Genomic DNA, 20,888 nt, shown 5'->3' with positions numbered 1-20,888 from the left:
AAAAAAACAGTATTATGTAGTCTGTTTTTTATGCAAAATCTAATTTAATATATTGATATTTATATCATTTTACGTTTCTCGTTCAGCTTTTTTATACTAAGTTGGCATTATAAAAAAGCATTGCTTATCAATTTGTTGCAACGAACAGGTCACTATCAGTCAAAATAAAATCATTATTTGATTTCAATTTTGTCCCACTCCCTGCCTCTGTCATCACGATACTGTGATGCCATGGTGTCCGACTTATGCCCGAGAAGATGTTGAGCAAACTTATCGCTTATCTGCTTCTCATAGAGTCTTGCAGACAAACTGCGCAACTCGTGAAAGGTAGGCGGATCCCCTTCGAAGGAAAGACCTGATGCTTTTCGTGCGCGCATAAAATACCTTGATACTGTGCCGGATGAAAGCGGTTCGCGACGAGTAGATGCAATTATGGTTTCTCCGCCAAGAATCTCTTTGCATTTATCAAGTGTTTCCTTCATTGATATTCCGAGAGCATCAATATGCAATGCTGTTGGGATGGCAATTTTTACGCCTGTTTTGCTTTGCTCGACATAAAGATATCCATCTACGATATCAGACCACTTCATTTCGCATAAATCACCAACTCGTTGCCCGGTAACAACAGCCAGTTCCATTGCAAGTCTGAGCCAACATGGTGATGATTCTGCTGCTTGATAAATTTTCAGGTATTCGTCAGCCGTAAGTCTTGATCTCCTTACCTCTGATTTTGCTGCGCGAGTGGCAGCGACATGGTTTGTTGTTATATGGCCTTCAGCTATTGCCTCTCGGAATGCATCGCTCAGTGTTGATCTGATTAACTTGGCTGACGCCGCCTTGCCCTCGTCTATGTATCCATTGAGCATTGCCGCAATTTCTTTTGTGGTGATGTCTTCAAGTGGAGCATCAGGCAGACCCCTCCTTATTGCTTTAATTTTGCTCATGTAATTTATGAGTGTCTTCTGCTTGATTCCTCTGCTGGCCAGGATTTTTTCGTAGCGATCAAGCCATGAATGTAACGTAACGGAATTATCACTGTTGATTCTCGCTGTCAGAGGCTTGTGTTTGTGTCCTGAAAATAACTCAATGTTGGCCTGTATAGCTTCAGTGATTGCGATTCGCCTGTCTCTGCCTAATCCAAACTCTTTACCCGTCCTTGGGTCCCTGTAGCAGTAATATCCATTGTTTCTTATATAAAGGTTAGGGGGTAAATCCCGGCGCTCATGACTTCGCCTTCTTCCCATTTCTGATCCTCTTCAAAAGGCCACCTGTTACTGGTCGATTTAAGTCAACCTTTACCGCTGATTCGTGGAACAGATACTCTCTTCCATCCTTAACCGGAGGTGGGAATATCCTGCATTCCCGAACCCATCGACGAACTGTTTCAAGGCTTCTTGGACGTCGCTGGCGTGCGTTCCACTCCTGAAGTGTCAAGTACATCGCAAAGTCTCCGCAATTACACGCAAGAAAAAACCGCCATCAGGCGGCTTGGTGTTCTTTCAGTTCTTCAATTCGAATATTGGTTACGTCTGCATGTGCTATCTGCGCCCATATCATCCAGTGGTCGTAGCAGTCGTTGATGTTCTCCGCTTCGATAACTCTGTTGAATGGCTCTCCATTCCATTCTCCTGTGACTCGGAAGTGCATTTATCATCTCCATAAAACAAAACCCGCCGTAGCGAGTTCAGATAAAATAAATCCCCGCGAGTGCGAGGATTGTTATGTAATATTGGGTTTAATCATCTATATGTTTTGTACAGAGAGGGCAAGTATCGTTTCCACCGTACTCGTGATAATAATTTTGCACGGTATCAGTCATTTCTCGCACATTGCAGAATGGGGATTTGTCTTCATTAGACTTATAAACCTTCATGGAATATTTGTATGCCGACTCTATATCTATACCTTCATCTACATAAACACCTTCGTGATGTCTGCATGGAGACAAGACACCGGATCTGCACAACATTGATAACGCCCAATCTTTTTGCTCAGACTCTAACTCATTGATACTCATTTATAAACTCCTTGCAATGTATGTCGTTTCAGCTAAACGGTATCAGCAATGTTTATGTAAAGAAACAGTAAGATAATACTCAACCCGATGTTTGAGTACGGTCATCATCTGACACTACAGACTCTGGCATCGCTGTGAAGACGACGCGAAATTCAGCATTTTCACAAGCGTTATCTTTTACAAAACCGATCTCACTCTCCTTTGATGCGAATGCCAGCGTCAGACATCATATGCAGATACTCACCTGCATCCTGAACCCATTGACCTCCAACCCCGTAATAGCGATGCGTAATGATGTCGATAGTTACTAACGGGTCTTGTTCGATTAACTGCCGCAGAAACTCTTCCAGGTCACCAGTGCAGTGCTTGATAACAGGAGTCTTCCCAGGATGGCGAACAACAAGAAACTGGTTTCCGTCTTCACGGACTTCGTTGCTTTCCAGTTTAGCAATACGCTTACTCCCATCCGAGATAACACCTTCGTAATACTCACGCTGCTCGTTGAGTTTTGATTTTGCTGTTTCAAGCTCAACACGCAGTTTCCCTACTGTTAGCGCAATATCCTCGTTCTCCTGGTCGCGGCGTTTGATGTATTGCTGGTTTCTTTCCCGTTCATCCAGCAGTTCCAGCACAATCGATGGTGTTACCAATTCATGGAAAAGGTCTGCGTCAAATCCCCAGTCGTCATGCATTGCCTGCTCTGCCGCTTCACGCAGTGCCTGAGAGTTAATTTCGCTCACTTCGAACCTCTCTGTTTACTGATAAGTTCCAGATCCTCCTGGCAACTTGCACAAGTCCGACAACCCTGAACGACCAGGCGTCTTCGTTCATCTATCGGATCGCCACACTCACAACAATGAGTGGCAGATATAGCCTGGTGGTTCAGGCGGCGCATTTTTATTGCTGTGTTGCGCTGTAATTCTTCTATTTCTGATGCTGAATCAATGATGTCTGCCATCTTTCATTAATCCCTGAACTGTTGGTTAATACGCTTGAGGGTGAATGCGAATAATAAAAAAGGAGCCTGTAGCTCCCTGATGATTTTGCTTTTCATGTTCATCGTTCCTTAAAGACGCCGTTTAACATGCCGATTGCCAGGCTTAAATGAGTCGGTGTGAATCCCATCAGCGTTACCGTTTCGCGGTGCTTCTTCAGTACGCTACGGCAAATGTCATCGACGTTTTTATCCGGAAACTGCTGTCTGGCTTTTTTTGATTTCAGAATTAGCCTGACGGGCAATGCTGCGAAGGGCGTTTTCCTGCTGAGGTGTCATTGAACAAGTCCCATGTCGGCAAGCATAAGCACACAGAATATGAAGCCCGCTGCCAGAAAAATGCATTCCGTGGTTGTCATACCTGGTTTCTCTCATCTGCTTCTGCTTTCGCCACCATCATTTCCAGCTTTTGTGAAAGGGATGCGGCTAACGTATGAAATTCTTCGTCTGTTTCTACTGGTATTGGCACAAACCTGATTCCAATTTGAGCAAGGCTATGTGCCATCTCGATACTCGTTCTTAACTCAACAGAAGATGCTTTGTGCATACAGCCCCTCGTTTATTATTTATCTCCTCAGCCAGCCGCTGTGCTTTCAGTGGATTTCGGATAACAGAAAGGCCGGGAAATACCCAGCCTCGCTTTGTAACGGAGTAGACGAAAGTGATTGCGCCTACCCGGATATTATCGTGAGGATGCGTCATCGCCATTGCTCCCCAAATACAAAACCAATTTCAGCCAGTGCCTCGTCCATTTTTTCGATGAACTCCGGCACGATCTCGTCAAAACTCGCCATGTACTTTTCATCCCGCTCAATCACGACATAATGCAGGCCTTCACGCTTCATACGCGGGTCATAGTTGGCAAAGTACCAGGCATTTTTTCGCGTCACCCACATGCTGTACTGCACCTGGGCCATGTAAGCTGACTTTATGGCCTCGAAACCACCGAGCCGGAACTTCATGAAATCCCGGGAGGTAAACGGGCATTTCAGTTCAAGGCCGTTGCCGTCACTGCATAAACCATCGGGAGAGCAGGCGGTACGCATACTTTCGTCGCGATAGATGATCGGGGATTCAGTAACATTCACGCCGGAAGTGAATTCAAACAGGGTTCTGGCGTCGTTCTCGTACTGTTTTCCCCAGGCCAGTGCTTTAGCGTTAACTTCCGGAGCCACACCGGTGCAAACCTCAGCAAGCAGGGTGTGGAAGTAGGACATTTTCATGTCAGGCCACTTCTTTCCGGAGCGGGGTTTTGCTATCACGTTGTGAACTTCTGAAGCGGTGATGACGCCGAGCCGTAATTTGTGCCACGCATCATCCCCCTGTTCGACAGCTCTCACATCGATCCCGGTACGCTGCAGGATAATGTCCGGTGTCATGCTGCCACCTTCTGCTCTGCGGCTTTCTGTTTCAGGAATCCAAGAGCTTTTACTGCTTCGGCCTGTGTCAGTTCTGACGATGCACGAATGTCGCGGCGAAATATCTGGGAACAGAGCGGCAATAAGTCGTCATCCCATGTTTTATCCAGGGCGATCAGCAGAGTGTTAATCTCCTGCATGGTTTCATCGTTAACCGGAGTGATGTCGCGTTCCGGCTGACGTTCTGCAGTGTATGCAGTATTTTCGACAATGCGCTCGGCTTCATCCTTGTCATAGATACCAGCAAATCCGAAGGCCAGACGGGCACACTGAATCATGGCTTTATGACGTAACATCCGTTTGGGATGCGACTGCCACGGCCCCGTGATTTCTCTGCCTTCGCGAGTTTTGAATGGTTCGCGGCGGCATTCATCCATCCATTCGGTAACGCAGATCGGATGATTACGGTCCTTGCGGTAAATCCGGCATGTACAGGATTCATTGTCCTGCTCAAAGTCCATGCCATCAAACTGCTGGTTTTCATTGATGATGCGGGACCAGCCATCAACGCCCACCACCGGAACGATGCCATTCTGCTTATCAGGAAAGGCGTAAATTTCTTTCGTCCACGGATTAAGGCCGTACTGGTTGGCAACGATCAGTAATGCGATGAACTGCGCATCGCTGGCATCACCTTTAAATGCCGTCTGGCGAAGAGTGGTGATCAGTTCCTGTGGGTCGACAGAATCCATGCCGACACGTTCAGCCAGCTTCCCAGCCAGCGTTGCGAGTGCAGTACTCATTCGTTTTATACCTCTGAATCAATATCAACCTGGTGGTGAGCAATGGTTTCAACCATGTACCGGATGTGTTCTGCCATGCGCTCCTGAAACTCAACATCGTCATCAAACGCACGGGTAATGGATTTTTTGCTGGCCCCGTGGCGTTGCAAATGATCGATGCATAGCGATTCAAACAGGTGCTGGGGCAGGCCTTTTTCCATGTCGTCTGCCAGTTCTGCCTCTTTCTCTTCACGGGCGAGCTGCTGGTAGTGACGCGCCCAGCTCTGAGCCTCAAGACGATCCTGAATGTAATAAGCGTTCATGGCTGAACTCCTGAAATAGCTGTGAAAATATCGCCCGCGAAATGCCGGGCTGATTAGGAAAACAGGAAAGGGGGTTAGTGAATGCTTTTGCTTGATCTCAGTTTCAGTATTAATATCCATTTTTTATAAGCGTCGACGGCTTCACGAAACATCTTTTCATCGCCAATAAAAGTGGCGATAGTGAATTTAGTCTGGATAGCCATAAGTGTTTGATCCATTCTTTGGGACTCCTGGCTGATTAAGTATGTCGATAAGGCGTTTCCATCCGTCACGTAATTTACGGGTGATTCGTTCAAGTAAAGATTCGGAAGGGCAGCCAGCAACAGGCCACCCTGCAATGGCATATTGCATGGTGTGCTCCTTATTTATACATAACGAAAAACGCCTCGAGTGAAGCGTTATTGGTATGCGGTAAAACCGCACTCAGGCGGCCTTGATAGTCATATCATCTGAATCAAATATTCCTGATGTATCGATATCGGTAATTCTTATTCCTTCGCTACCATCCATTGGAGGCCATCCTTCCTGACCATTTCCATCATTCCAGTCGAACTCACACACAACACCATATGCATTTAAGTCGCTTGAAATTGCTATAAGCAGAGCATGTTGCGCCAGCATGATTAATACAGCATTTAATACAGAGCCGTGTTTATTGAGTCGGTATTCAGAGTCTGACCAGAAATTATTAATCTGGTGAAGTTTTTCCTCTGTCATTACGTCATGGTCGATTTCAATTTCTATTGATGCTTTCCAGTCGTAATCAATGATGTATTTTTTGATGTTTGACATCTGTTCATATCCTCACAGATAAAAAATCGCCCTCACACTGGAGGGCAAAGAAGATTTCCAATAATCAGAACAAGTCGGCTCCTGTTTAGTTACGAGCGACATTGCTCCGTGTATTCACTCGTTGGAATGAATACACAGTGCAGTGTTTATTCTGTTATTTATGCCAAAAATAAAGGCCACTATCAGGCAGCTTTGTTGTTCTGTTTACCAAGTTCTCTGGCAATCATTGCCGTCGTTCGTATTGCCCATTTATCGACATATTTCCCATCTTCCATTACAGGAAACATTTCTTCAGGCTTAACCATGCATTCCGATTGCAGCTTGCATCCATTGCATCGCTTGAATTGTCCACACCATTGATTTTTATCAATAGTCGTAGTCATACGGATAGTCCTGGTATTGTTCCATCACATCCTGAGGATGCTCTTCGAACTCTTCAAATTCTTCTTCCATATATCACCTTAAATAGTGGATTGCGGTAGTAAAGATTGTGCCTGTCTTTTAACCACATCAGGCTCGGTGGTTCTCGTGTACCCCTACAGCGAGAAATCGGATAAACTATTACAACCCCTACAGTTTGATGAGTATAGAAATGGATCCACTCGTTATTCTCGGACGAGTGTTCAGTAATGAACCTCTGGAGAGAACCATGTATATGATCGTTATCTGGGTTGGACTTCTGCTTTTAAGCCCAGATAACTGGCCTGAATATGTTAATGAGAGAATCGGTATTCCTCATGTGTGGCATGTTTTCGTCTTTGCTCTTGCATTTTCGCTAGCAATTAATGTGCATCGATTATCAGCTATTGCCAGCGCCAGATATAAGCGATTTAAGCTAAGAAAACGCATTAAGATGCAAAACGATAAAGTGCGATCAGTAATTCAAAACCTTACAGAAGAGCAATCTATGGTTTTGTGCGCAGCCCTTAATGAAGGCAGGAAGTATGTGGTTACATCAAAACAATTCCCATACATTAGTGAGTTGATTGAGCTTGGTGTGTTGAACAAAACTTTTTCCCGATGGAATGGAAAGCATATATTATTCCCTATTGAGGATATTTACTGGACTGAATTAGTTGCCAGCTATGATCCATATAATATTGAGATAAAGCCAAGGCCAATATCTAAGTAACTAGATAAGAGGAATCGATTTTCCCTTAATTTTCTGGCGTCCACTGCATGTTATGCCGCGTTCGCCAGGCTTGCTGTACCATGTGCGCTGATTCTTGCGCTCAATACGTTGCAGGTTGCTTTCAATCTGTTTGTGGTATTCAGCCAGCACTGTAAGGTCTATCGGATTTAGTGCGCTTTCTACTCGTGATTTCGGTTTGCGATTCAGCGAGAGAATAGGGCGGTTAACTGGTTTTGCGCTTACCCCAACCAACAGGGGATTTGCTGCTTTCCATTGAGCCTGTTTCTCTGCGCGACGTTCGCGGCGGCGTGTTTGTGCATCCATCTGGATTCTCCTGTCAGTTAGCTTTGGTGGTGTGTGGCAGTTGTAGTCCTGAACGAAAACCCCCCGCGATTGGCACATTGGCAGCTAATCCGGAATCGCACTTACGGCCAATGCTTCGTTTCGTATCACACACCCCAAAGCCTTCTGCTTTGAATGCTGCCCTTCTTCAGGGCTTAATTTTTAAGAGCGTCACCTTCATGGTGGTCAGTGCGTCCTGCTGATGTGCTCAGTATCACCGCCAGTGGTATTTATGTCAACACCGCCAGAGATAATTTATCACCGCAGATGGTTATCTGTATGTTTTTTATATGAATTTATTTTTTGCAGGGGGGCATTGTTTGGTAGGTGAGAGATCTGAATTGCTATGTTTAGTGAGTTGTATCTATTTATTTTTCAATAAATACAATTGGTTATGTGTTTTGGGGGCGATCGTGAGGCAAAGAAAACCCGGCGCTGAGGCCGGGTTATTCTTGTTCTCTGGTCAAATTATATAGTTGGAAAACAAGGATGCATATATGAATGAACGATGCAGAGGCAATGCCGATGGCGATAGTGGGTATCATGTAGCCGCTTATGCTGGAAAGAAGCAATAACCCGCAGAAAAACAAAGCTCCAAGCTCAACAAAACTAAGGGCATAGACAATAACTACCGATGTCATATACCCATACTCTCTAATCTTGGCCAGTCGGCGCGTTCTGCTTCCGATTAGAAACGTCAAGGCAGCAATCAGGATTGCAATCATGGTTCCTGCATATGATGACAATGTCGCCCCAAGACCATCTCTATGAGCTGAAAAAGAAACACCAGGAATGTAGTGGCGGAAAAGGAGATAGCAAATGCTTACGATAACGTAAGGAATTATTACTATGTAAACACCAGGCATGATTCTGTTCCGCATAATTACTCCTGATAATTAATCCTTAACTTTGCCCACCTGCCTTTTAAAACATTCCAGTATATCACTTTTCATTCTTGCGTAGCAATATGCCATCTCTTCAGCTATCTCAGCATTGGTGACCTTGTTCAGAGGCGCTGAGAGATGGCCTTTTTCTGATAGATAATGTTCTGTTAAAATATCTCCGGCCTCATCTTTTGCCCGCAGGCTAATGTCTGAAAATTGAGGTGACGGGTTAAAAATAATATCCTTGGCAACCTTTTTTATATCCCTTTTAAATTTTGGCTTAATGACTATATCCAATGAGTCAAAAAGCTCCCCTTCAATATCTGTTGCCCCTAAGACCTTTAATATATCGCCAAATACAGGTAGCTTGGCTTCTACCTTCACCGTTGTTCGGCCGATGAAATGCATATGCATAACATCGTCTTTGGTGGTTCCCCTCATCAGTGGCTCTATCTGAACGCGCTCTCCACTGCTTAATGACATTCCTTTCCCGATTAAAAAATCTGTCAGATCGGATGTGGTCGGCCCGAAAACAGTTCTGGCAAAACCAATGGTGTCGCCTTCAACAAACAAAAAAGATGGGAATCCCAATGATTCGTCATCTGCGAGGCTGTTCTTAATATCTTCAACTGAAGCTTTAGAGCGATTTATCTTCTGAACCAGACTCTTGTCATTTGTTTTGGTAAAGAGAAAAGTTTTTCCATCGATTTTATGAATATACAAATAATTGGAGCCAACCTGCAGGTGATGATTATCAGCCAGCAGAGAATTAAGGAAAACAGACAGGTTTATTGAGCGCTTATCTTTCCCTTTATTTTTGCTGCGGTAAGTCGCATAAAAACCATTCTTCATAATTCAATCCATTTACTATGTTATGTTCTGAGGGGAGTGAAAATTCCCCTAATTCGATGAAGATTCTTGCTCAATTGTTATCAGCTATGCGCCGACCAGAACACCTTGCCGATCAGCCAAACGTCTCTTCAGGCCACTGACTAGCGATAACTTTCCCCACAACGGAACAACTCTCATTGCATGGGATCATTGGGTACTGTGGGTTTAGTGGTTGTAAAAACACCTGACCGCTATCCCTGATCAGTTTCTTGAAGGTAAACTCATCACCCCCAAGTCTGGCTATGCAGAAATCACCTGGCTCAACAGCCTGCTCAGGGTCAACGAGAATTAACATTCCGTCAGGAAAGCTTGGCTTGGAGCCTGTTGGTGCGGTCATGGAATTACCTTCAACCTCAAGCCAGAATGCAGAATCACTGGCTTTTTTGGTTGTGCTTACCCATCTCTCCGCATCACCTTTGGTAAAGGTTCTAAGCTTAGGTGAGAACATCCCTGCCTGAACATGAGAAAAAACAGGGTACTCATACTCACTTCTAAGTGACGGCTGCATACTAACCGCTTCATACATCTCGTAGATTTCTCTGGCGATTGAAGGGCTAAATTCTTCAACGCTAACTTTGAGAATTTTTGTAAGCAATGCGGCGTTATAAGCATTTAATGCATTGATGCCATTAAATAAAGCACCAACGCCTGACTGCCCCATCCCCATCTTGTCTGCGACAGATTCCTGGGATAAGCCAAGTTCATTTTTCTTTTTTTCATAAATTGCTTTAAGGCGACGTGCGTCCTCAAGCTGCTCTTGTGTTAATGGTTTCTTTTTTGTGCTCATACGTTAAATCTATCACCGCAAGGGATAAATATCTAACACCGTGCGTGTTGACTATTTTACCTCTGGCGGTGATAATGGTTGCATGTACTAAGGAGGTTGTATGGAACAACGCATAACCCTGAAAGATTATGCAATGCGCTTTGGGCAAACCAAGACAGCTAAAGATCTCGGCGTATATCAAAGCGCGATCAACAAGGCCATTCATGCAGGCCGAAAGATTTTTTTAACTATAAACGCTGATGGAAGCGTTTATGCGGAAGAGGTAAAGCCCTTCCCGAGTAACAAAAAAACAACAGCATAAATAACCCCGCTCTTACACATTCCAGCCCTGAAAAAGGGCATCAAATTAAACCACACCTATGGTGTATGCATTTATTTGCATACATTCAATCAATTGTTATCTAAGGAAATACTTACATATGGTTCGTGCAAACAAACGCAACGAGGCTCTACGAATCGAGAGTGCGTTGCTTAACAAAATCGCAATGCTTGGAACTGAGAAGACAGCGGAAGCTGTGGGCGTTGATAAGTCGCAGATCAGCAGGTGGAAGAGGGACTGGATTCCAAAGTTCTCAATGCTGCTTGCTGTTCTTGAATGGGGGGTCGTTGACGACGACATGGCTCGATTGGCGCGACAAGTTGCTGCGATTCTCACCAATAAAAAACGCCCGGCGGCAACCGAGCGTTCTGAACAAATCCAGATGGAGTTCTGAGGTCATTACTGGATCTATCAACAGGAGTCATTATGACAAATACAGCAAAAATACTCAACTTCGGCAGAGGTAACTTTGCCGGACAGGAGCGTAATGTGGCAGATCTCGATGATGGTTACGCCAGACTATCAAATATGCTGCTTGAGGCTTATTCGGGCGCAGATCTGACCAAGCGACAGTTTAAAGTGCTGCTTGCCATTCTGCGTAAAACCTATGGGTGGAATAAACCAATGGACAGAATCACCGATTCTCAACTTAGCGAGATTACAAAGTTACCTGTCAAACGGTGCAATGAAGCCAAGTTAGAACTCGTCAGAATGAATATTATCAAGCAGCAAGGCGGCATGTTTGGACCAAATAAAAACATCTCAGAATGGTGCATCCCTCAAAACGAGGGAAAATCCCCTAAAACGAGGGATAAAACATCCCTCAAATTGGGGGATTGCTATCCCTCAAAACAGGGGGACACAAAAGACACTATTACAAAAGAAAAAAGAAAAGATTATTCGTCAGAGAATTCTGGCGAATCCTCTGACCAGCCAGAAAACGACCTTTCTGTGGTGAAACCGGATGCTGCAATTCAGAGCGGCAGCAAGTGGGGGACAGCAGAAGACCTGACCGCCGCAGAGTGGATGTTTGACATGGTGAAGACTATCGCACCATCAGCCAGAAAACCGAATTTTGCTGGGTGGGCTAACGATATCCGCCTGATGCGTGAACGTGACGGACGTAACCACCGCGACATGTGTGTGCTGTTCCGCTGGGCATGCCAGGACAACTTCTGGTCCGGTAACGTGCTGAGCCCGGCCAAACTCCGCGATAAGTGGACCCAACTCGAAATCAACCGTAACAAGCAACAGGCAGGCGTGACAGCCAGCAAACCAAAACTCGACCTGACAAACACAGACTGGATTTACGGGGTGGATCTATGAAAAACATCGCCGCACAGATGGTTAACTTTGACCGTGAGCAGATGCGTCGGATCGCCAACAACATGCCGGAACAGTACGACGAAAAGCCGCAGGTACAGCAGGTAGCGCAGATCATCAACGGTGTGTTCAGCCAGTTACTGGCAACTTTCCCGGCGAGCCTGGCTAACCGTGACCAGAACGAAGTGAACGAAATCCGTCGCCAGTGGGTTCTGGCTTTTCGGGAAAACGGGATCACCACGATGGAACAGGTTAACGCAGGAATGCGCGTAGCCCGTCGGCAGAATCGACCATTTCTGCCATCACCCGGGCAGTTTGTTGCATGGTGCCGGGAAGAAGCATCCGTTACCGCCGGACTGCCAAACGTCAGCGAGCTGGTTGATATGGTTTACGAGTATTGCCGGAAGCGAGGCCTGTATCCGGATGCGGAGTCTTATCCGTGGAAATCAAACGCGCACTACTGGCTGGTTACCAACCTGTATCAGAACATGCGGGCCAATGCGCTTACTGATGCGGAATTACGCCGTAAGGCCGCAGATGAGCTTGTCCATATGACTGCGAGAATTAACCGTGGTGAGGCGATCCCTGAACCAGTAAAACAACTTCCTGTCATGGGCGGTAGACCTCTAAATCGTGCACAGGCTCTGGCGAAGATCGCAGAAATCAAAGCTAAGTTCGGACTGAAAGGAGCAAGTGTATGACGGGCAAAGAGGCAATTATTCATTACCTGGGGACGCATAATAGCTTCTGTGCGCCGGACGTTGCCGCGCTAACAGGCGCAACAGTAACCAGCATAAATCAGGCCGCGGCTAAAATGGCACGGGCAGGTCTTCTGGTTATCGAAGGTAAGGTCTGGCGAACGGTGTATTACCGGTTTGCTACCAGGGAAGAACGGGAAGGAAAGATGAGCACGAACCTGGTTTTTAAGGAGTGTCGCCAGAGTGCCGCGATGAAACGGGTATTGGCGGTATATGGAGTTAAAAGATGACCATCTACATTACTGAGCTAATAACAGGCCTGCTGGTAATCGCAGGCCTTTTTATTTGGGGGAGAGGGAAGTCATGAAAAAACTAACCTTTGAAATTCGATCTCCAGCACATCAGCAAAACGCTATTCACGCAGTACAGCAAATCCTTCCAGACCCAACCAAACCAATCGTAGTAACCATTCAGGAACGCAACCGCAGCTTAGACCAAAACAGGAAGCTATGGGCCTGCTTAGGTGACGTCTCTCGTCAGGTTGAATGGCATGGTCGCTGGCTGGATGCAGAAAGCTGGAAGTGTGTGTTTACCGCAGCATTAAAGCAGCAGGATGTTGTTCCTAACCTTGCCGGGAATGGCTTTGTGGTAATAGGCCAGTCAACCAGCAGGATGCGTGTAGGCGAATTTGCGGAGCTATTAGAGCTTATACAGGCATTCGGTACAGAGCGTGGCGTTAAGTGGTCAGACGAAGCGAGACTGGCTCTGGAGTGGAAAGCGAGATGGGGAGACAGGGCTGCATGATAAATGTCGTTAGTTTCTCCGGTGGCAGGACGTCAGCATATTTGCTCTGGCTAATGGAGCAAAAGCGACGGGCAGGTAAAGACGTGCATTACGTTTTCATGGATACAGGTTGTGAACATCCAATGACATATCGGTTTGTCAGGGAAGTTGTGAAGTTCTGGGATATACCGCTCACCGTATTGCAGGTTGATATCAACCCGGAGCTTGGACAGCCAAATGGTTATACGGTATGGGAACCAAAGGATATTCAGACGCGAATGCCTGTTCTGAAGCCATTTATCGATATGGTAAAGAAATATGGCACTCCATACGTCGGCGGCGCGTTCTGCACTGACAGATTAAAACTCGTTCCCTTCACCAAATACTGTGATGACCATTTCGGGCGAGGGAATTACACCACGTGGATTGGCATCAGAGCTGATGAACCGAAGCGGCTAAAGCCAAAGCCTGGAATCAGATATCTTGCTGAACTGTCAGACTTTGAGAAGGAAGATATCCTCGCATGGTGGAAGCAACAACCATTCGATTTGCAAATACCGGAACATCTCGGTAACTGCATATTCTGCATTAAAAAATCAACGCAAAAAATCGGACTTGCCTGCAAAGATGAGGAGGGATTGCAGCGTGTTTTTAATGAGGTCATCACGGGATCCCATGTGCGTGACGGACATCGGGAAACGCCAAAGGAGATTATGTACCGAGGAAGAATGTCGCTGGACGGTATCGCGAAAATGTATTCAGAAAATGATTATCAAGCCCTGTATCAGGACATGGTACGAGCTAAAAGATTCGATACCGGCTCTTGTTCTGAGTCATGCGAAATATTTGGAGGGCAGCTTGATTTCGACTTCGGGAGGGAAGCTGCATGATGCGATGTTATCGGTGCGGTGAATGCAAAGAAGATAACCGCTTCCGACCAAATCAACCTTACTGGAATCGATGGTGTCTCCGGTGTGAAAGAACACCAACAGGGGTGTTACCACTACCGCAGGAAAAGGAGGACGTGTGGCGAGACAGCGACGAAGTATCACCGACATAATCTGCGAAAACTGCAAATACCTTCCAACGAAACGCACCAGAAATAAACCCAAGCCAATCCCAAAAGAATCTGACGTAAAAACCTTCAACTACACGGCTCACCTGTGGGATATCCGGTGGCTAAGACGTCGTGCGAGGAAAACAAGGTGATTGACCAAAATCGAAGTTACGAACAAGAAAGCGTCGAGCGAGCTTTAACGTGCGCTAACTGCGGTCAGAAGCTGCATGTGCTGGAAGTTCACGTGTGTGAGCACTGCTGCGCAGAACTGATGAGCGATCCGAATAGCTCGATGCACGAGGAAGAAGATGATGGCTAAACCAGCGCGAAGACGATGTAAAAACGATGAATGCCGGGAATGGTTTCACCCTGCATTCGCTAATCAGTGGTGGTGCTCTCCAGAGTGTGGAACCAAGATAGCACTCGAACGACGAAGTAAAGAACGCGAAAAAGCGGAAAAAGCAGCAGAGAAGAAACGACGACGAGAGGAGCAGAAACAGAAAGATAAACTTAAGATTCGAAAACTCGCCTTAAAGCCCCGCAGTTACTGGATTAAACAAGCCCAACAAGCCGTAAACGCCTTCATCAGAGAAAGAGACCGCGACTTACCATGTATCTCGTGCGGAACGCTCACGTCTGCTCAGTGGGATGCCGGACATTACCGGACAACTGCTGCGGCACCTCAACTCCGATTTAATGAACGCAATATTCACAAGCAATGCGTGGTGTGCAACCAGCACAAAAGCGGAAATCTCGTTCCGTATCGCGTCGAACTGATTAGCCGCATCGGGCAGGAAGCAGTAGACGAAATCGAATCAAACCATAACCGCCATCGCTGGACTATCGAAGAGTGCAAGGCGATCAAGGCAGAGTACCAACAGAAACTCAAAGACCTGCGAAATAGCAGAAGTGAGGCCGCATGACGTTCTCAGTAAAAACCATTCCAGACATGCTCGTTGAAACATACGGAAATCAGACAGAAGTAGCACGCAGACTGAAATGTAGTCGCGGTACGGTCAGAAAATACGTTGATGATAAAGACGGGAAAATGCACGCCATCGTCAACGACGTTCTCATGGTTCATCGCGGATGGAGTGAAAGAGATGCGCTATTACGAAAAAATTGATGGCAGCAAATACCGAAATATTTGGGTAGTTGGCGATCTGCACGGATGCTACACGAACCTGATGAACAAACTGGATACGATTGGATTCGACAACAAAAAAGACCTGCTTATCTCGGTGGGCGATTTGGTTGATCGTGGTGCAGAGAACGTTGAATGCCTGGAATTAATCACATTCCCCTGGTTCAGAGCTGTACGTGGAAACCATGAGCAAATGATGATTGATGGCTTATCAGAGCGTGGAAACGTTAATCACTGGCTGCTTAATGGCGGTGGCTGGTTCTTTAATCTCGATTACGACAAAGAAATTCTGGCTAAAGCTCTTGCCCATAAAGCAGATGAACTTCCGTTAATCATCGAACTGGTGAGCAAAGATAAAAAATATGTTATCTGCCACGCCGATTATCCCTTTGACGAATACGAGTTTGGAAAGCCAGTTGATCATCAGCAGGTAATCTGGAACCGCGAACGAATCAGCAACTCACAAAACGGGATCGTGAAAGAAATCAAAGGCGCGGACACGTTCATCTTTGGTCATACGCCAGCAGTGAAACCACTCAAGTTTGCCAACCAAATGTATATCGATACCGGCGCAGTGTTCTGCGGAAACCTAACATTGATTCAGGTACAGGGAGAAGGCGCATGAGACTCGAAAGCGTAGCTAAATTTCATTCGCCAAAAAGCCCGATGATGAGCGACTCACCACGGGCCACGGCTTCTGACTCTCTTTCCGGTACTGATGTGATGGCTGCTATGGGGATGGCGCAATCACAAGCCGGATTCGGTATGGCTGCATTCTGCGGTAAGCACGAACTCAGCCAGAACGACAAACAAAAGGCTATCAACTATCTGATGCAATTTGCACACAAGGTATCGGGGAAATACCGTGGTGTGGCAAAGCTTGAAGGAAATACTAAGGCAAAGGTACTGCAAGTGCTCGCAACATTCGCTTATGCGGATTATTGCCGTAGTGCCGCGACGCCGGGGGCAAGATGCAGAGATTGCCATGGTACAGGCCGTGCGGTTGATATTGCCAAAACAGAGCTGTGGGGGAGAGTTGTCGAGAAAGAGTGCGGAAGATGCAAAGGCGTCGGCTATTCAAGGATGCCAGCAAGCGCAGCATATCGCGCTGTGACGATGCTAATCCCAAACCTTACCCAACCCACCTGGTCACGCACTGTTAAGCCGCTGTATGACGCTCTGGTGGTGCAATGCCACAAAGAAGAGTCAATCGCAGACAACATTTTGAATGCGGTCACACGTTAGCAGCATGATTGCCACGGATGGCAACATATTAACGGCATGATATTGACTTATTGAATAAAATTGGGTAAATTTGACTCAACGATGGGTTAATTCGCTCGTTGTGGTAGTGAGATGAAAAGAGGCGGCGCTTACTACCGATTCCGCCTAGTTGGTCACTTCGACGTATCGTCTGGAACTCCAACCATCGCAGGCAGAGAGGTCTGCAAAATGCAATCCCGAAACAGTTCGCAGGTAATAGTTAGAGCCTGCATAACGGTTTCGGGATTTTTTATATCTGCACAACAGGTAAGAGCATTGAGTCGATAATCGTGAAGAGTCGGCGAGCCTGGTTAGCCAGTGCTCTTTCCGTTGTGCTGAATTAAGCGAATACCGGAAGCAGAACCGGATCACCAAATGCGTACAGGCGTCATCGCCGCCCAGCAACAGCACAACCCAAACTGAGCCGTAGCCACTGTCTGTCCTGAATTCATTAGTAATAGTTACGCTGCGGCCTTTTACACATGACCTTCGTGAAAGCGGGTGGCAGGAGGTCGCGCTAACAACCTCCTGCCGTTTTGCCCGTGCATATCGGTCACGAACAAATCTGATTACTAAACACAGTAGCCTGGATTTGTTCTATCAGTAATCGACCTTATTCCTAATTAAATAGAGCAAATCCCCTTATTGGGGGTAAGACATGAAGATGCCAGAAAAACATGACCTGTTGGCCGCCATTCTCGCGGCAAAGGAACAAGGCATCGGGGCAATCCTTGCGTTTGCAATGGCGTACCTTCGCGGCAGATATAATGGCGGTGCGTTTACAAAAACAGTAATCGACGCAACGATGTGCGCCATTATCGCCTAGTTCATTCGTGACCTTCTCGACTTCGCCGGACTAAGTAGCAATCTCGCTTATATAACGAGCGTGTTTATCGGCTACATCGGTACTGACTCGATTGGTTCGCTTATCAAACGCTTCGCTGCTAAAAAAGCCGGAGTAGAAGATGGTAGAAATCAATAATCAACGTAAGGCGTTCCTCGATATGCTGGCGTGGTCGGAGGGAACTGATAACGGACGTCAGAAAACCAGAAATCATGGTTATGACGTCATTGTAGGCGGAGAGCTATTTACTGATTACTCCGATCACCCTCGCAAACTTGTCACGCTAAACCCAAAACTCAAATCAACAGGCGCCGGACGCTACCAGCTTCTTTCCCGTTGGTGGGATGCCTACCGCAAGCAGCTTGGCCTGAAAGACTTCTCTCCGAAAAGTCAGGACGCTGTGGCATTGCAGCAGATTAAGGAGCGTGGCGCTTTACCTATGATTGATCGTGGTGATATCCGTCAGGCAATCGACCGTTGCAGCAATATCTGGGCTTCACTGCCGGGCGCTGGTTATGGTCAGTTCGAGCATAAGGCTGACAGCCTGATTGCAAAATTCAAAGAAGCGGGCGGAACGGTCAGAGAGATTGATGTATGAGCAGAGTCACCGCGATTATCTCCGCTCTGGTTATCTGCATCATCGTCTGCCTGTCATGGGCTGTTAATCATTACCGTGATAACGCCATTACCTACAAAGCCCAGCGCGACAAAAATGCCAGAGAACTGAAGCTGGCGAACGCGGCAATTACTGACATGCAGATGCGTCAGCGTGATGTTGCTGCGCTCGATGCAAAATACACGAAGGAGTTAGCTGATGCTAAAGCTGAAAATGATGCTCTGCGTGATGATGTTGCCGCTGGTCGTCGTCGGTTGCACATCAAAGCAGTCTGTCAGTCAGTGCGTGAAGCCACCACCGCCTCCGGCGTGGATAATGCAGCCTCCCCCCGACTGGCAGACACCGCTGAACGGGATTATTTCACCCTCAGAGAGAGGCTGATCACTATGCAAAAACAACTGGAAGGAACCCAGAAGTATATTAATGAGCAGTGCAGATAGAGTTGCCCATATCGATGGGCAACTCATGCAATTATTGTGAGCAATACACACGCGCTTCCAGCGGAGTATAAATGCCTAAAGTAATAAAACCGAGCAATCCATTTACGAATGTTTGCTGGGTTTCTGTTTTAACAACATTTTCTGCGCCGCCACAAATTTTGGCTGCATCGACAGTTTTCTTCTGCCCAATTCCAGAAACGAAGAAATGATGGGTGATGGTTTCCTTTGGTGCTACTGCTGCCGGTTTGTTTTGAACAGTAAACGTCTGTTGAGCACATCCTGTAATAAGCAGGGCCAGCGCAGTAGCGAGTAGCATTTTTTTCATGGTGTTATTCCCGATGCTTTTTGAAGTTCGCAGAATCGTATGTGTAGAAAATTAAACAAACCCTAAACAATGAGTTGAAATTTCATATTGTTAATATTTATTAATGTATGTCAGGTGCGATGAATCGTCATTGTATTCCCGGATTAACTATGTCCACAGCCCTGACGGGGAACTTCTCTGCGGGAGTGTCCGGGAATAATTAAAACGATGCACACAGGGTTTAGCGCGTACACGTATTGCATTATGCCAACGCCCCGGTGCTGACACGGAAGAAACCGGACGTTATGATTTAGCGTGGAAAGATTTGTGTAGTGTTCTGAATGCTCTCAGTAAATAGTAATGAATTATCAAAGGTATAGTAATATCTTTTATGTTCATGGATATTTGTAACCCATCGGAAAACTCCTGCTTTAGCAAGATTTTCCCTGTATTGCTGAAATGTGATTTCTCTTGATTTCAACCTATCATAGGACGTTTCTATAAGATGCGTGTTTCTTGAGAATTTAACATTTACAACCTTTTTAAGTCCTTTTATTAACACGGTGTTATCGTTTTCTAACACGATGTGAATATTATCTGTGGCTAGATAGTAAATATAATGTGAGACGTTGTGACGTTTTAGTTCAGAATAAAACAATTCACAGTCTAAATCTTTTCGCACTTGATCGAATATTTCTTTAAAAATGGCAACCTGAGCCATTGGTAAAACCTTCCATGTGATACGAGGGCGCGTAGTTTGCATTATCGTTTTTATCGTTTCAATCTGGTCTGACCTCCTTGTGTTTTGTTGATGATTTATGTCAAATATTAGGAATGTTTTCACTTAATAGTATTGGTTGCGTAACAAAGTGCGGTCCTGCTGGCATTCTGGAGGGAAATACAACCGACAGATGTATGTAAGGCCAACGTGCTCAAATCTTCATACAGAAAGATTTGAAGTAATATTTTAACCGCTAGATGAAGAGCAAGCGCATGGAGCGACAAAATGAATAAAGAACAATCTGCTGATGATCCCTCCGTGGATCTGATTCGTGTAAAAAATATGCTTAATAGCACCATTTCTATGAGTTACCCTGATGTTGTAATTGCATGTATAGAACATAAGGTGTCTCTGGAAGCATTCAGAGCAATTGAGGCAGCGTTGGTGAAGCACGATAATAATATGAAGGATTATTCCCTGGTGGTTGACTGATCACCATAACTGCTAATCATTCAAACTATTTAGTCTGTGACAGAGCCAACACGCAGTCTGTCACTGTCAGGAAAGTGGTAAAACTGCAACTCAATTACTGCAATGCCCTCGTAATTAAGTGAATTTACAATATCGTCCTGTTCGGAGGGAAGAACGCGGGATGTTCATTCTTCATCACTTTTAATTGATGTATATGCTCTCTTTTCTGACGTTAGTCTCCGACGGCAGGCTTCAATGACCCAGGCTGAGAAATTCCCGGACCCTTTTTGCTCAAGAGCGATGTTAATTTGTTCAATCATTTGGTTAGGAAAGCGGATGTTGCGGGTTGTTGTTCTGCGGGTTCTGTTCTTCGTTGACATGAGGTTGCCCCGTATTCAGTGTCGCTGATTTGTATTGTCTGAAGTTGTTTTTACGTTAAGTTGATGCAGATCAATTAATACGATACCTGCGTCATAATTGATTATTTGACGTGGTTTGATGGCCTCCACGCACGTTGTGATATGTAGATGATAATCATTATCACTTTACGGGTCCTTTCCGGTGATCCGACAGGTTACGGGGCGGCGACCTACTGACGTTATT

General features: G+C 45.9%; 39 protein-coding genes and 1 pseudogene. 19 read left to right on the top strand and 21 right to left on the bottom strand.

The genetic code is table 11. The annotated features are described in order from the left end of the window. Positions 1–173: 173 nt before the first annotated feature. The 14 genes from D1B31_RS23525 to D1B31_RS23450 form a co-directional block, all read right to left on the bottom strand. Positions 174–1,244: a tyrosine-type recombinase/integrase gene (locus D1B31_RS23525; protein WP_000533640.1), complete on the bottom strand. Its 1,071-nt coding sequence runs from the start codon at positions 1,242–1,244 to the stop codon at positions 174–176. Continuing rightward, positions 1,222–1,440 carry an excisionase gene (locus D1B31_RS23520; protein WP_002414258.1) on the bottom strand — a complete coding sequence of 73 codons (219 nt, stop codon included), beginning with the start codon at positions 1,438–1,440 and terminating at the stop codon, positions 1,222–1,224. Before D1B31_RS23520 ends, D1B31_RS23525 begins: the two co-directional genes overlap by 23 nt. Before the next feature lie 295 nt (positions 1,441–1,735). Next, positions 1,736–2,017, bottom strand: a complete 282-nt coding sequence (locus tag D1B31_RS23510; protein WP_000026224.1) for a hypothetical protein — start codon at positions 2,015–2,017, stop codon at positions 1,736–1,738. Between the two features lie 191 nt (positions 2,018–2,208). After that, positions 2,209–2,757, bottom strand: coding sequence for an ead/Ea22-like family protein (locus tag D1B31_RS23505; protein ID WP_001289873.1), 549 nt, complete (start codon positions 2,755–2,757; stop codon positions 2,209–2,211). Beyond that, positions 2,754–2,975, bottom strand: coding sequence for a TraR/DksA family transcriptional regulator (locus tag D1B31_RS23500; RefSeq protein WP_000763367.1), 222 nt, complete (start codon positions 2,973–2,975; stop codon positions 2,754–2,756). Before D1B31_RS23500 ends, D1B31_RS23505 begins: the two co-directional genes overlap by 4 nt. Before the next feature lie 391 nt (positions 2,976–3,366). Continuing rightward, positions 3,367–3,558 carry a DUF1382 family protein gene (locus tag D1B31_RS23490; RefSeq protein WP_015979260.1) on the bottom strand — a complete coding sequence of 64 codons (192 nt, stop codon included), beginning with the start codon at positions 3,556–3,558 and terminating at the stop codon, positions 3,367–3,369. Next, positions 3,531–3,713 (bottom strand): DUF1317 domain-containing protein, encoded by a 183-nt coding sequence (locus tag D1B31_RS23485; protein WP_000149542.1) that lies wholly within the window; start codon positions 3,711–3,713, stop codon positions 3,531–3,533. Before D1B31_RS23485 ends, D1B31_RS23490 begins: the two co-directional genes overlap by 28 nt. Continuing rightward, positions 3,710–4,390, bottom strand: coding sequence for a lambda exonuclease family protein (locus D1B31_RS23480; RefSeq protein WP_000186853.1), 681 nt, complete (start codon positions 4,388–4,390; stop codon positions 3,710–3,712). The genes D1B31_RS23485 and D1B31_RS23480 overlap by 4 nt, the downstream gene beginning before the upstream one ends. Continuing rightward, the gene (gene bet / locus D1B31_RS23475) at positions 4,387–5,172 is read right to left on the bottom strand and encodes a phage recombination protein Bet (RefSeq protein WP_000100844.1); all 786 of its coding nucleotides are present in this window, start codon (positions 5,170–5,172) and stop codon (positions 4,387–4,389) included. Before bet ends, D1B31_RS23480 begins: the two co-directional genes overlap by 4 nt. A 5-nt stretch (positions 5,173–5,177) precedes the next feature. Next, positions 5,178–5,474 (bottom strand): host-nuclease inhibitor Gam family protein, encoded by a 297-nt coding sequence (locus D1B31_RS23470; protein WP_000995451.1) that lies wholly within the window; start codon positions 5,472–5,474, stop codon positions 5,178–5,180. 74 nt (positions 5,475–5,548) lie between these two features. After that, positions 5,549–5,677, bottom strand: coding sequence for a host cell division inhibitory peptide Kil (kil, locus tag D1B31_RS23935; protein ID WP_001007579.1), 129 nt, complete (start codon positions 5,675–5,677; stop codon positions 5,549–5,551). Next, the gene (locus tag D1B31_RS23930; RefSeq protein ID WP_001198861.1) at positions 5,661–5,825 is read right to left on the bottom strand and encodes a protease FtsH-inhibitory lysogeny factor CIII; all 165 of its coding nucleotides are present in this window, start codon (positions 5,823–5,825) and stop codon (positions 5,661–5,663) included. The genes kil and D1B31_RS23930 overlap by 17 nt, the downstream gene beginning before the upstream one ends. Positions 5,826–5,897: 72 nt before the next feature. After that, positions 5,898–6,266 carry a DUF2528 family protein gene (locus D1B31_RS23455; RefSeq protein WP_000065374.1) on the bottom strand — a complete coding sequence of 123 codons (369 nt, stop codon included), beginning with the start codon at positions 6,264–6,266 and terminating at the stop codon, positions 5,898–5,900. A 182-nt stretch (positions 6,267–6,448) separates the two neighbouring features. After that, complete coding sequence (locus D1B31_RS23450; RefSeq protein ID WP_000213975.1) at positions 6,449–6,649, bottom strand: antirestriction Ral family protein; 201 nt, start codon at positions 6,647–6,649, stop codon at positions 6,449–6,451. A gap of 197 nt (positions 6,650–6,846) precedes the next feature. Here D1B31_RS23450 and D1B31_RS23445 point away from each other — a divergent pair, with 197 nt between their 5' ends. After that, complete coding sequence (locus tag D1B31_RS23445; RefSeq protein WP_223248937.1) at positions 6,847–7,398, top strand: superinfection exclusion B family protein; 552 nt, start codon at positions 6,847–6,849, stop codon at positions 7,396–7,398. Here the strand turns inward: D1B31_RS23445 and D1B31_RS23440 are convergent, their stop codons facing one another. The 4 genes from D1B31_RS23440 to D1B31_RS23425 form a co-directional block, all read right to left on the bottom strand. Further along, positions 7,399–7,722 carry an antitermination protein N gene (locus tag D1B31_RS23440; RefSeq protein ID WP_001564525.1) on the bottom strand — a complete coding sequence of 108 codons (324 nt, stop codon included), beginning with the start codon at positions 7,720–7,722 and terminating at the stop codon, positions 7,399–7,401. It abuts the gene before it with no gap. A 464-nt stretch (positions 7,723–8,186) separates the two neighbouring features. Beyond that, complete coding sequence (locus tag D1B31_RS23435; protein ID WP_001245922.1) at positions 8,187–8,621, bottom strand: protein rexB; 435 nt, start codon at positions 8,619–8,621, stop codon at positions 8,187–8,189. 15 nt (positions 8,622–8,636) lie between these two features. Beyond that, positions 8,637–9,476 carry a protein rexA gene (locus D1B31_RS23430; RefSeq protein WP_000788349.1) on the bottom strand — a complete coding sequence of 280 codons (840 nt, stop codon included), beginning with the start codon at positions 9,474–9,476 and terminating at the stop codon, positions 8,637–8,639. Positions 9,477–9,588: 112 nt separating this feature from the next. Next, entirely contained in the window at positions 9,589–10,302 is a 714-nt protein-coding gene (locus tag D1B31_RS23425) for a LexA family protein (RefSeq protein ID WP_000104864.1), read from the bottom strand. A gap of 100 nt (positions 10,303–10,402) precedes the next feature. Between D1B31_RS23425 and D1B31_RS23420 the strand changes: the two genes are divergently transcribed. From D1B31_RS23420 to rzpD, 17 genes and pseudogenes are all read left to right on the top strand, one after another. Continuing rightward, positions 10,403–10,603, top strand: coding sequence for a Cro/CI family transcriptional regulator (locus tag D1B31_RS23420; protein WP_000437875.1), 201 nt, complete (start codon positions 10,403–10,405; stop codon positions 10,601–10,603). Between the two features lie 58 nt (positions 10,604–10,661). After that, complete coding sequence (locus D1B31_RS23415) at positions 10,662–11,015, top strand: CII family transcriptional regulator (protein WP_343124322.1); 354 nt, start codon at positions 10,662–10,664, stop codon at positions 11,013–11,015. Positions 11,016–11,047: 32 nt separating this feature from the next. Continuing rightward, positions 11,048–11,947: a replication protein gene (locus D1B31_RS23410; protein WP_000185505.1), complete on the top strand. Its 900-nt coding sequence runs from the start codon at positions 11,048–11,050 to the stop codon at positions 11,945–11,947. Beyond that, positions 11,944–12,645 carry a replication protein P gene (locus tag D1B31_RS23405; protein WP_000788910.1) on the top strand — a complete coding sequence of 234 codons (702 nt, stop codon included), beginning with the start codon at positions 11,944–11,946 and terminating at the stop codon, positions 12,643–12,645. The genes D1B31_RS23410 and D1B31_RS23405 overlap by 4 nt, the downstream gene beginning before the upstream one ends. Next, a complete protein-coding gene (locus tag D1B31_RS23400; protein ID WP_000145933.1) occupies positions 12,642–12,932 on the top strand; it encodes a protein ren in 291 nt (96 codons plus the stop codon). The genes D1B31_RS23405 and D1B31_RS23400 overlap by 4 nt, the downstream gene beginning before the upstream one ends. Positions 12,933–13,005: 73 nt before the next feature. Continuing rightward, positions 13,006–13,446: a recombination protein NinB gene (locus D1B31_RS23395; protein WP_000736903.1), complete on the top strand. Its 441-nt coding sequence runs from the start codon at positions 13,006–13,008 to the stop codon at positions 13,444–13,446. After that, the gene (locus D1B31_RS23390; RefSeq protein WP_000611491.1) at positions 13,443–14,315 is read left to right on the top strand and encodes a phosphoadenosine phosphosulfate reductase domain-containing protein; all 873 of its coding nucleotides are present in this window, start codon (positions 13,443–13,445) and stop codon (positions 14,313–14,315) included. The genes D1B31_RS23395 and D1B31_RS23390 overlap by 4 nt, the downstream gene beginning before the upstream one ends. Beyond that, the gene (gene ninD / locus D1B31_RS23385) at positions 14,312–14,485 is read left to right on the top strand and encodes a protein NinD (protein ID WP_000984218.1); all 174 of its coding nucleotides are present in this window, start codon (positions 14,312–14,314) and stop codon (positions 14,483–14,485) included. Before D1B31_RS23390 ends, ninD begins: the two co-directional genes overlap by 4 nt. Further along, complete coding sequence (locus tag D1B31_RS23380; RefSeq protein ID WP_000113775.1) at positions 14,452–14,634, top strand: NinE family protein; 183 nt, start codon at positions 14,452–14,454, stop codon at positions 14,632–14,634. The genes ninD and D1B31_RS23380 overlap by 34 nt, the downstream gene beginning before the upstream one ends. Further along, complete coding sequence (locus D1B31_RS23375; RefSeq protein ID WP_306424353.1) at positions 14,589–14,801, top strand: protein NinF; 213 nt, start codon at positions 14,589–14,591, stop codon at positions 14,799–14,801. Before D1B31_RS23380 ends, D1B31_RS23375 begins: the two co-directional genes overlap by 46 nt. Continuing rightward, the gene (locus D1B31_RS23370; RefSeq protein ID WP_015979261.1) at positions 14,791–15,405 is read left to right on the top strand and encodes a recombination protein NinG; all 615 of its coding nucleotides are present in this window, start codon (positions 14,791–14,793) and stop codon (positions 15,403–15,405) included. Before D1B31_RS23375 ends, D1B31_RS23370 begins: the two co-directional genes overlap by 11 nt. Further along, positions 15,402–15,608 carry a phage NinH family protein gene (locus tag D1B31_RS23365; protein ID WP_002901791.1) on the top strand — a complete coding sequence of 69 codons (207 nt, stop codon included), beginning with the start codon at positions 15,402–15,404 and terminating at the stop codon, positions 15,606–15,608. Before D1B31_RS23370 ends, D1B31_RS23365 begins: the two co-directional genes overlap by 4 nt. Beyond that, a complete protein-coding gene (locus D1B31_RS23360; RefSeq protein WP_425388422.1) occupies positions 15,514–16,251 on the top strand; it encodes a serine/threonine protein phosphatase in 738 nt (245 codons plus the stop codon). Before D1B31_RS23365 ends, D1B31_RS23360 begins: the two co-directional genes overlap by 95 nt. Next, complete coding sequence (locus D1B31_RS23355) at positions 16,248–16,871, top strand: antitermination protein Q (RefSeq protein WP_001235459.1); 624 nt, start codon at positions 16,248–16,250, stop codon at positions 16,869–16,871. The genes D1B31_RS23360 and D1B31_RS23355 overlap by 4 nt, the downstream gene beginning before the upstream one ends. Positions 16,872–17,547: 676 nt before the next feature. After that, a pseudogene (locus tag D1B31_RS24955) lies at positions 17,548–17,871 on the top strand (phage holin, lambda family). Continuing rightward, positions 17,855–18,331: a glycoside hydrolase family 24 protein gene (locus D1B31_RS23340; RefSeq protein WP_000229403.1), complete on the top strand. Its 477-nt coding sequence runs from the start codon at positions 17,855–17,857 to the stop codon at positions 18,329–18,331. Before D1B31_RS24955 ends, D1B31_RS23340 begins: the two are co-directional and overlap by 17 nt. Then, a complete protein-coding gene (gene rzpD / locus D1B31_RS23335; RefSeq protein WP_000092275.1) occupies positions 18,328–18,789 on the top strand; it encodes a prophage endopeptidase RzpD in 462 nt (153 codons plus the stop codon). The genes D1B31_RS23340 and rzpD overlap by 4 nt, the downstream gene beginning before the upstream one ends. 31 nt (positions 18,790–18,820) lie before the next feature. Here the strand turns inward: rzpD and bor are convergent, their stop codons facing one another. Together bor and D1B31_RS23325 are read right to left on the bottom strand one after the other, a co-directional pair. Next, entirely contained in the window at positions 18,821–19,114 is a 294-nt protein-coding gene (bor, locus tag D1B31_RS23330) for a serum resistance lipoprotein Bor (protein ID WP_000738492.1), read from the bottom strand. A 289-nt stretch (positions 19,115–19,403) separates the two neighbouring features. Further along, positions 19,404–19,814, bottom strand: coding sequence for a DUF1398 domain-containing protein (locus D1B31_RS23325; RefSeq protein ID WP_012775990.1), 411 nt, complete (start codon positions 19,812–19,814; stop codon positions 19,404–19,406). A 285-nt stretch (positions 19,815–20,099) separates the two neighbouring features. Here D1B31_RS23325 and ybcW point away from each other — a divergent pair, with 285 nt between their 5' ends. After that, the gene (ybcW, locus tag D1B31_RS23315; protein ID WP_001031427.1) at positions 20,100–20,306 is read left to right on the top strand and encodes a protein YbcW; all 207 of its coding nucleotides are present in this window, start codon (positions 20,100–20,102) and stop codon (positions 20,304–20,306) included. Positions 20,307–20,470: 164 nt separating this feature from the next. Here ybcW and D1B31_RS23310 read toward each other — a convergent pair whose 3' ends face one another. After that, a complete protein-coding gene (locus tag D1B31_RS23310; RefSeq protein WP_001421937.1) occupies positions 20,471–20,665 on the bottom strand; it encodes a YlcI/YnfO family protein in 195 nt (64 codons plus the stop codon). Between the last annotated feature and the right edge of the window lie 223 nt (positions 20,666–20,888).

Origin of the sequence: Neobacillus notoginsengisoli, from assembly GCF_003515685.1 — a bacterium.
GTDB lineage: Bacteria > Bacillota > Bacilli > Bacillales > Cytobacillaceae > Bacillus_D > Bacillus_D notoginsengisoli.
Note: the sequence above shows the minus strand (reverse complement) of the source record. Positions and strands in the feature narration are given on the sequence as shown.

Bases quoted from the DNA above. Each gene is read 5' to 3' on its own strand.
- D1B31_RS23525 (WP_000533640.1), bottom strand. From the start codon at position 1,244: ATGGGAAGAAGGCGAAGTCATGAGCGCCGGGATTTACCCCCTAACCTT.
- D1B31_RS23520 (WP_002414258.1), bottom strand. From the start codon at position 1,440: ATGTACTTGACACTTCAGGAGTGGAACGCACGCCAGCGACGTCCAAGA.
- D1B31_RS23510 (WP_000026224.1), bottom strand. From the start codon at position 2,017: ATGAGTATCAATGAGTTAGAGTCTGAGCAAAAAGATTGGGCGTTATCA.
- D1B31_RS23500 (WP_000763367.1), bottom strand. From the start codon at position 2,975: ATGGCAGACATCATTGATTCAGCATCAGAAATAGAAGAATTACAGCGC.
- D1B31_RS23490 (WP_015979260.1), bottom strand. From the start codon at position 3,558: ATGCACAAAGCATCTTCTGTTGAGTTAAGAACGAGTATCGAGATGGCA.
- D1B31_RS23485 (WP_000149542.1), bottom strand. From the start codon at position 3,713: ATGACGCATCCTCACGATAATATCCGGGTAGGCGCAATCACTTTCGTC.
- D1B31_RS23480 (WP_000186853.1), bottom strand. From the start codon at position 4,390: ATGACACCGGACATTATCCTGCAGCGTACCGGGATCGATGTGAGAGCT.
- bet (WP_000100844.1), bottom strand. From the start codon at position 5,172: ATGAGTACTGCACTCGCAACGCTGGCTGGGAAGCTGGCTGAACGTGTC.
- D1B31_RS23470 (WP_000995451.1), bottom strand. From the start codon at position 5,474: ATGAACGCTTATTACATTCAGGATCGTCTTGAGGCTCAGAGCTGGGCG.
- kil (WP_001007579.1), bottom strand. From the start codon at position 5,677: ATGGCTATCCAGACTAAATTCACTATCGCCACTTTTATTGGCGATGAA.
- D1B31_RS23930 (WP_001198861.1), bottom strand. From the start codon at position 5,825: ATGCAATATGCCATTGCAGGGTGGCCTGTTGCTGGCTGCCCTTCCGAA.
- D1B31_RS23455 (WP_000065374.1), bottom strand. From the start codon at position 6,266: ATGTCAAACATCAAAAAATACATCATTGATTACGACTGGAAAGCATCA.
- D1B31_RS23450 (WP_000213975.1), bottom strand. From the start codon at position 6,649: ATGACTACGACTATTGATAAAAATCAATGGTGTGGACAATTCAAGCGA.
- D1B31_RS23445 (WP_223248937.1), top strand. From the start codon at position 6,847: ATGAGTATAGAAATGGATCCACTCGTTATTCTCGGACGAGTGTTCAGT.
- D1B31_RS23440 (WP_001564525.1), bottom strand. From the start codon at position 7,722: ATGGATGCACAAACACGCCGCCGCGAACGTCGCGCAGAGAAACAGGCT.
- D1B31_RS23435 (WP_001245922.1), bottom strand. From the start codon at position 8,621: ATGCGGAACAGAATCATGCCTGGTGTTTACATAGTAATAATTCCTTAC.
- D1B31_RS23430 (WP_000788349.1), bottom strand. From the start codon at position 9,476: ATGAAGAATGGTTTTTATGCGACTTACCGCAGCAAAAATAAAGGGAAA.
- D1B31_RS23425 (WP_000104864.1), bottom strand. From the start codon at position 10,302: ATGAGCACAAAAAAGAAACCATTAACACAAGAGCAGCTTGAGGACGCA.
- D1B31_RS23420 (WP_000437875.1), top strand. From the start codon at position 10,403: ATGGAACAACGCATAACCCTGAAAGATTATGCAATGCGCTTTGGGCAA.
- D1B31_RS23415 (WP_343124322.1), top strand. From the start codon at position 10,662: ATGGTGTATGCATTTATTTGCATACATTCAATCAATTGTTATCTAAGG.
- D1B31_RS23410 (WP_000185505.1), top strand. From the start codon at position 11,048: ATGACAAATACAGCAAAAATACTCAACTTCGGCAGAGGTAACTTTGCC.
- D1B31_RS23405 (WP_000788910.1), top strand. From the start codon at position 11,944: ATGAAAAACATCGCCGCACAGATGGTTAACTTTGACCGTGAGCAGATG.
- D1B31_RS23400 (WP_000145933.1), top strand. From the start codon at position 12,642: ATGACGGGCAAAGAGGCAATTATTCATTACCTGGGGACGCATAATAGC.
- D1B31_RS23395 (WP_000736903.1), top strand. From the start codon at position 13,006: ATGAAAAAACTAACCTTTGAAATTCGATCTCCAGCACATCAGCAAAAC.
- D1B31_RS23390 (WP_000611491.1), top strand. From the start codon at position 13,443: ATGATAAATGTCGTTAGTTTCTCCGGTGGCAGGACGTCAGCATATTTG.
- ninD (WP_000984218.1), top strand. From the start codon at position 14,312: ATGATGCGATGTTATCGGTGCGGTGAATGCAAAGAAGATAACCGCTTC.
- D1B31_RS23370 (WP_015979261.1), top strand. From the start codon at position 14,791: ATGATGGCTAAACCAGCGCGAAGACGATGTAAAAACGATGAATGCCGG.
- D1B31_RS23365 (WP_002901791.1), top strand. From the start codon at position 15,402: ATGACGTTCTCAGTAAAAACCATTCCAGACATGCTCGTTGAAACATAC.
- D1B31_RS23360 (WP_425388422.1), top strand. From the start codon at position 15,514: ATGATAAAGACGGGAAAATGCACGCCATCGTCAACGACGTTCTCATGG.
- D1B31_RS23355 (WP_001235459.1), top strand. From the start codon at position 16,248: ATGAGACTCGAAAGCGTAGCTAAATTTCATTCGCCAAAAAGCCCGATG.
- D1B31_RS23340 (WP_000229403.1), top strand. From the start codon at position 17,855: ATGGTAGAAATCAATAATCAACGTAAGGCGTTCCTCGATATGCTGGCG.
- rzpD (WP_000092275.1), top strand. From the start codon at position 18,328: ATGAGCAGAGTCACCGCGATTATCTCCGCTCTGGTTATCTGCATCATC.
- bor (WP_000738492.1), bottom strand. From the start codon at position 19,114: ATGAAAAAAATGCTACTCGCTACTGCGCTGGCCCTGCTTATTACAGGA.
- D1B31_RS23325 (WP_012775990.1), bottom strand. From the start codon at position 19,814: ATGGCTCAGGTTGCCATTTTTAAAGAAATATTCGATCAAGTGCGAAAA.
- ybcW (WP_001031427.1), top strand. From the start codon at position 20,100: ATGAATAAAGAACAATCTGCTGATGATCCCTCCGTGGATCTGATTCGT.
- D1B31_RS23310 (WP_001421937.1), bottom strand. From the start codon at position 20,665: ATGTCAACGAAGAACAGAACCCGCAGAACAACAACCCGCAACATCCGC.